This window comes from Streptomyces marokkonensis (assembly GCF_039539045.1).
Taxonomy (GTDB): Bacteria; Actinomycetota; Actinomycetes; order Streptomycetales; family Streptomycetaceae; genus Streptomyces; species Streptomyces marokkonensis.
In genome coordinates this window covers 66,179-72,646 of record NZ_BAABCQ010000016.1, presented here as the reverse complement: position 1 = coordinate 72,646, position 6,468 = coordinate 66,179, and the positions used below count along the sequence as shown (strand labels likewise).

Below are 6,468 nucleotides of genomic sequence, written 5' to 3'. Positions count from 1 at the left end.
CGCTGCAAGCTCCCCCATCCCTGCCGATTCGTTTTTCAGAGGCCTACATGGTGAGTGTTGATTCCCCTCCAGGTCGCCGTGAACTTCCCTTCGCGCGAACCTTGTTGCTGCCGGCCATACTGATGGCCGCGGCCACCGGGGCCGCCGTCGCCATGGTGGCGGAACCGGCCCGGCTCGCCGTCGGCCTGTGCGGTGGCCTCGCCACACTGCTGGTGATCGCCGCGGCGGCCGAAACGGCACGCCGCGGCCGTGCGCTAAGGGTCCTGCGTGCCGAGCACGCCCGTCACAGCGCGTATCTGGAACGCCGGGCCGCGAGCCATCACGAGGAGATGGTCCGACTCGGCGGTGAAGTCCTCCCCGACATCCTGGACTTCATGCGGAACGGGAGCACGCCCGAAGAGGTGATGCGCCGCCTCGGCGAGGTGGACCCGTCCTACGTCGAACTCGGTGAGCCGCAGCGCAGGATGATCCGGATGATCTGCGACATCGTCGATCACCAGGACTCCATGCGCGAGTCCGCCGAGCGTTCCTTCGTCGACATCGCCCGCCGCGTCCAGGCGATCGTCCACCAGCAGAACAAGGAACTCCGCGAGATGGAGGAGGACCACGGGCGCAACCCCGAGGTCTTCGACGACCTCCTGCGCATCGACCACGGCACCGCACTGATCGGCCGCCTCGCCGACTCCGTCTCCGTCATCGGCGGCGGCCGCCCCGGACGCCAGTGGCCCAAGCCGGTGGCCCTCTACAGCGTGCTGCGCGGCGCCATGTCCCGGATCCTGCAGTACCGCCGGATCAACCTGGCCTCCATCGCCAAGGTCAACATCAAGGGCACCGCGGTCGAGCCGGTCATCCACGCGGCGGCGGAGCTCCTCGACAACGCCACGCGCTACTCGCCGCCGGGGGCGAAGGTGCACGTCACGGCGACCGAGGTGCAGAGCGGTGTCTGCATCGAGATCGAGGACGCCGGAGTCAGCCTCAGCGAGGAGTCCCGCGCCCGCATCGAGGGCCTGCTGGAGCACGCCAAGCGCGGCACCGACGTGCAGGACCTCGCCCACCACCCGCGCCTCGGCCTGTCCGTGGTGGGCCGGCTGTGCACCCAGTACGGCATGGACGTGTCGCTGCGGGCCTCCGCGTACGGCGGCGTCCGGGCCATCCTCATCGTGCCCAGCAAGATGATGACCACCGAGCCCGGAGTCGGACTCGCCCACGGCATCGGCGCGACGTCGATCCCCCACCCGGGCCCGGACGCCCTCCCCGGACCCGAGCGCACGCCCAAGAAGCGCCGCCCCACCAGCCCCCGTATCCCGGACTCGGTTCTGCTGGAGGACGACGTTCCCGAGGTGACCGAGTGGACGGCGGGCGGACTCCCGCAGCGCCGTAGCCGGGTCAAGATGCCGCTCAGCCAGCGCCTCGCCGAACAGGCGGTGTGGGAGCGGGAGGACGCGGAGCGCGAGGCCCGCCTGGCCGCCGAGCGCGCCCGCAACGGCTTCCCGGTGGCCGCGGACCCGGAACCCGGGCCGAAGAAGGACGAAGGGCTCCCGCCGGGGCACTTCATCGGCGCCTTCTGGGAGGGCCTCAAGCAGCACTCGGGCAGCACCCAGGCCCACCAGCAGTCCAGCAGCAACGAGCCGGCCCACGCCCCGGCAGACGACGAGGGGAACCTCAAGTGATCGAGCAGCAAGGCAAGTTCGACTGGATGCTCCAGGACCTCTACGACGGTGTCCCGGGCATCGAGATGATCGTGGTGCTCTCCGCCGACGGCCTGCGCATCGCCCGCTACTCCGGTGACCCCGACGCCGCCGACCGGGTCGCCGCGGCCTGCGCGGGACTGCAGAGCCTGGCGAGCGCCGTCAGCCAGGAGATCCCGACCAGCGACGGTGCGATGAAGATGGTCCTCATCGAGATGAACGGCGGCTACTTCTACCTGATGGCCGCCGGTGCCAACGCCTACCTCGCGGTGCTCTCCGACGTCCGCTGCGAGCCCGGCCGGATGGGCCTCAGCATGGCCGACCTGGTCGCCCGGATCGGGCCCCACCTCACCAGTCCGGCCCGGCGCAACGGGCAGACCGTATGACTCCTCCCCAGCGCCGGAGGCGATCACCCGGGCAGGAGCCGTCCGCCGCGTCGACCTCCGCCGCACCGTCCCGCAAGGACGACGCGACCCCCAACCCCGAGCGGCTGTTCGTCATCGGCGGGGAGGGGAGCGGCGAGCGCGCCGACATCGACCTGGTCACCCTGATCGTGGCCCGCGCCGAGCCGCCGGTGTCCGCCACACCGGAACAGGCGGCCCTGCTGCGGTTGTGCGTCGCACCCCTGTCCGCAGCCGAGCTGTCGGCCTATCTGGGCCTGCCGTTCAGTGTGGTGACCGTGCTGCTCACCGACCTGCTGGCGACGGAACTGGTGCAGGCCCGCGCCCCGATCGTCCGCCAGAAGGTCGCCGACCGAAACCTCCTCGAAGCGGTGATGCATGGACTTCAAAAACTCTGACACGATTCCGGGCCCGCGGACGGAGGACCGGCTGCCGCACTCGACCGAGGCCGCCGTGAAGATCGTCATCGTGGGCGGCTTCGGGGTCGGCAAGACCACCATGGTGGGCTCGGTCAGCGAGATCAGACCGCTGACCACCGAGGAGACGATGACCCAGGCCGGCATCGGCGTCGACGACAACTTCGGCTCCGCGTCCAAGACGGCCACCACGGTGGCCATGGACTTCGGCCGGATCAGCATCACCGACCAACTGGTGCTGTACCTCTTCGGCACGCCCGGACAGGAGCGCTTCTGGTTCCTGTGGAACGGCCTGTTCGAGGGCGCGCTCGGCGCGGTGGTCCTCGTCGACACCCGCCGCCTCGACGTCAGCTTCGACGTCATGGGGCGCTTGGAGGAGCGCGGCGTGCCCTTCGTGGTCGCCGTCAACACCTTCCCCGACGCGCCCCGTTATCCCGTCGCGGAGCTGCGGGCCGCGCTGGACCTGGCCGAGGAGATTCCCATCCTCGACTGCGACGTGCGGCGCCGGGCCTCCAGCCGGGACGTCCTGCTGACGCTGACACGCTTCCTGCACTCCATCGCCATGAAGGGCGTGCTCACCTGAACAGGCGCGGCCTGTCCCGACCCGGTGCGGCCCCCCCCCGAACCACCCACACGCTTGACCCACACTTCTGTTGCGGAGCGACACTGTGACGCCTGAACGCCACTCCCTGACCGGAACGGGCGACCCCCTGCTCGAACCACCGCCCGGCTGCCCCGCGCACGGCCTCGGGCCGGGCGGACTGCACCGGCTGCACGAGGCGGACGACCTGGACGAGCTGTACGAGAAGTTGCGCGAGCAGCACGGACCGGTGGCGCCGGCGCTGCTCCACGACGACGTACCGATGTGGGTGGTCCTCGGACACGCCGAGAACCTGCACATGGTGAGCACGCCCGCCCAGTTCTGCCGCGACAGCCGCATCTGGACCCCGCTCAACGAGGGCACGGTCAAGCCCGACCACCCGCTCATGCCGCACATCGCGTGGCAGCCCATCTGCTCCCACGCCGAGGGCGACGAGCACAAGCGGCTGCGCGGCGCGGTCACCAGCGCCATGTCCGACATCGACTACCGGGAGCTGCGCCGCCACATCAAGCGGTACACCCAGCGCCACGTCAACCGGTTCTGCGAGGAGGGCCGCGCCGACCTCGTCGGCCAGTTCGCCGAGCACCTGCCGATGGGCGTGATGTGCCACCTCCTCGGCATGCCGGACGAGTACAACGACCGGATGGTGGAGGCCGCCCGCGACATGCTCAAGGGCACCGAGACGGCGAACGCCAGCCACGCCTACGTCATGGACGCCCTGGGCCGCCTCGCCACCGCCCGCCGGGCCAGGCCCGAGGACGACATCGCCGGCCGCCTCGTCACCCACTCGGCCGGACTCACCGACGACGAGGTCAGGGAGCACCTGCGGGTGGTCCTCATCGCGGCCTACGAGGCGACCGTCAACCTCATCAGCAACGTGCTGCGCGTCGTCCTCACAGACCCCGGCTTCCGCGCCCAGCTCAGCGGCGGTCAGATGACGGTGCCCGAGGCGGTCGAGCAGTCCCTGTGGGACGAACCGCCGTTCAGCAGCGTCTTCGCCTACTTCGCCAAGCAGGAGACCGAACTGGGCGGTCAGCGCATCCGCGCCGGTGACGGGCTGCTCCTCGGCATCGCGCCGGGCAACGTCGATCCGCGGATCCGCCCCGACCTGGCCGCGAGCATGGAGGGCAACCGCGCCCACCTCGCCTTCGGCGGCGGCCCGCACGAGTGTCCCGGCCAGGACATCGGGCGTGCCATCGCCGACGCCGGGATCGACGCGCTGCTGATGCGGCTGCCGGACGTCCAGCTCGACTGCGACGAGGACGAACTGCGGTGGCGGTCGTCGATCGCTTCCCGGCACCTGGTGGAACTGCCCGTGCGGTTCGAGCCCAAGGCACAGCAGGACATCAGGCAGCAGCCGAGCCACGCCCCGGCCCCGGCCCCGCACACCGCCTGGCACGTCGGCATTCCCCGACCGGACAGCCGACCCGAGCCTCAGCTCCCGGCGTATCCGCCGGAGCCCGTGTCGGCGACGGCCACGGAGCCCCAGCAGGCGCCGGGGCGGGAGCAACCCCGTCCCGGCGGTGCCTGGCAGCGCTTACTGCTCTGGTGGCGCGGCTACTGACGGCCGCCGGCCCAGTCCTCGTACGCCGTCCAGGCGCCGAGGGAGCGTCCGCTGCGGAAGCGGTGCTCCCGCCCCGTGACCGGATCGGTGAATCCCAGCTCCCGCGCCAGCAGTTGCAGCGGGCGCCGGAAGTCACCGGCCGGCACGGGGCCGGTCACCTCGGGGTAGAGGGGGTCGCCGAGGATCGGCACGCCGAGCGCGGCCATGTGGACACGCAGCTGGTGGGTCTGGCCGGTCCCGGGCACCAGCCGGTACCGCCCCAGCCCGGGGCCCGGGCCCGGGCGGCGCTCGGTCAGCTCGACGCGGCTCACCGCGTTCGGTTCGCCCTCGATCTCCCGGGCCGCCAGTACCCCGCGTTCCTTGAGGATCCGGCTGCGTACGGTCCGGGGCAGGGTGAGCGCCGGATCGTACGGGGCGACGGCCTCGTACTCCTTGCGCACCCGCCGGTCGCGGAACAGGCCCTGGTACGCGCCGCGCTCCTCGGGGCGCACCGTGAACAGGACCAGTCCGGCGGTCAGCCGGTCGAGGCGGTGTGCGGCGCCGAGCGCCGGGACGCCCAGCTCCCGGCGGAGCCGGGCGAGCGCGGTCTCGGTGACGTGCCCGCCGCGCGGGGTGGTGGCCAGGAAGTGCGGTTTGTCGACGACGACGACGTGCTCGTCGCGGTACACGACCTCCAGCGGGAAGGGCACCGGCACCTCGGCGGGCAGCTCGCGGTGGAACCACACGAACATGCCGGGCTCGTACGGCGCGTCCGACGGCACGGCCCGCCCGTCCGCCCCGACGAACAGCCCGGCGTCGAACATGCCGCCGACCACGCCGGCGCCCGCCCCGGACAGCCGCTCCGTCAGGTGTTCACGCACCGTGGACCACGGCCCGGCCGCGGGCAGCCGCACCCGCACCGCGTCGATGCCGTCGCGCTGCGGGAGGGGTGAGGGCGGGGGAGGCGTACGGCGTCTCATCGCCTGCCAGCCTACGAGGACGGGGCCGTAGGCGTGCGAGGCCGACGGCGGAAGAACACTGGATCGGCCGGCGGAACCCGCTGGGCCCTGGCCGTGAGGCAGCAGGCAACGCCGGAAGGCGGCTGGGCGGTTCCGGGGGACTGCTGCGCCGCGCGCCGGGAAAACCGCTGGGCCACCGGCCGGCCCTGTTGGCAGGATGCGTTCCATGCCCTGCCTGACGAGCCCGGTCCTTCCCGCCGACACTTTCTCCCGCACGTCACAGCCCACGATTCCCACCGGCGACGGGCTGCTGCTGCGCCCGTGGCGCACCGAGGACGTCCCTGCCGTGCACGCGGCCTTTCAGGACCCGGTGATGCACCAGTGGCACATCCGCACCGCCGACTCCGAGGAGGAGGTGCGCGGCTGGGTCGCCGAGTGGCGGCAGGCCTGGGGCCGCGAGCGGAACGTCCAGTGGGCCGTCGCCGACGCGGCCGACGACCGGCTCCTCGGCCGGGCCGCCCTGCGGGAGGTCGTGCTCGGCGACGGGCTGGCCGAGGTCGCCTACTGGACCACGGCCGCGGCCCGGGGCCGGGGCGTCGCCGCCCGCGCCACGAGCGCCCTCGCCCACTGGGCCCTGGACGAGATCGGCTTCCAGCGCCTGGAACTCACCCACTCCGTCGCCAACGAGGCGTCCTGCCGGGTCGCCGGGAAGGCCGGCTTCGCCCTGGAGGGCACCAAGCGCAGCGCCCTGCTCCACGCCGACGGCTGGCACGACATGCACCTGCACGCGTGCGTGCGCGGGGACTGAGTCGTCGGCTCGCCCACATCCACGGTTCGCCGACGACGGCTGTCGTGGGCGG

The 6,468-nt window shown here is 72.2% G+C and carries 7 protein-coding genes; 6 read left to right on the top strand and 1 reads right to left on the bottom strand.

The genetic code is table 11. From position 1 onward, the window contains the following. Nucleotides 1–47 precede the first annotated feature (47 nt). The 5 genes from ABEA26_RS06365 to ABEA26_RS06345 all read left to right on the top strand — a co-directional run bounded on the left by ABEA26_RS06365 (nt 48) and on the right by ABEA26_RS06345 (nt 4,670). The gene (locus ABEA26_RS06365) at nt 48–1,670 is read left to right on the top strand and encodes a sensor histidine kinase (RefSeq protein WP_345590010.1); all 1,623 of its coding nucleotides are present in this window, start codon (nt 48–50) and stop codon (nt 1,668–1,670) included. Between the two features lie 26 nt (nt 1,671–1,696). Next, complete coding sequence (locus ABEA26_RS06360; RefSeq protein WP_398128442.1) at nt 1,697–2,074, top strand: roadblock/LC7 domain-containing protein; 378 nt, start codon at nt 1,697–1,699, stop codon at nt 2,072–2,074. After that, entirely contained in the window at nt 2,071–2,487 is a 417-nt protein-coding gene (locus ABEA26_RS06355; RefSeq protein WP_345590006.1) for a DUF742 domain-containing protein, read from the top strand. The genes ABEA26_RS06360 and ABEA26_RS06355 overlap by 4 nt, the downstream gene beginning before the upstream one ends. Further along, nucleotides 2,468–3,088 (top strand): GTP-binding protein, encoded by a 621-nt coding sequence (locus tag ABEA26_RS06350; protein ID WP_345590004.1) that lies wholly within the window; start codon nt 2,468–2,470, stop codon nt 3,086–3,088. The genes ABEA26_RS06355 and ABEA26_RS06350 overlap by 20 nt, the downstream gene beginning before the upstream one ends. 85 nt (nt 3,089–3,173) lie before the next feature. Next, on the top strand, nt 3,174–4,670 hold the full coding sequence (locus ABEA26_RS06345; protein ID WP_345590002.1) for a cytochrome P450: 1,497 nt from the start codon (nt 3,174–3,176) through the stop codon (nt 4,668–4,670). On the opposite strand, the gene ABEA26_RS06340 is transcribed toward ABEA26_RS06345, so the two are convergent. Then, nucleotides 4,664–5,629: an RluA family pseudouridine synthase gene (locus ABEA26_RS06340; RefSeq protein ID WP_345590001.1), complete on the bottom strand. Its 966-nt coding sequence runs from the start codon at nt 5,627–5,629 to the stop codon at nt 4,664–4,666. The two genes, ABEA26_RS06345 and ABEA26_RS06340, sit on opposite strands and share 7 nt — an antisense overlap. Before the next feature lie 205 nt (nt 5,630–5,834). Here ABEA26_RS06340 and ABEA26_RS06335 point away from each other — a divergent pair, with 205 nt between their 5' ends. Then, on the top strand, nt 5,835–6,416 hold the full coding sequence (locus ABEA26_RS06335; RefSeq protein ID WP_345590000.1) for a GNAT family N-acetyltransferase: 582 nt from the start codon (nt 5,835–5,837) through the stop codon (nt 6,414–6,416). Nucleotides 6,417–6,468 lie beyond the last annotated feature (52 nt).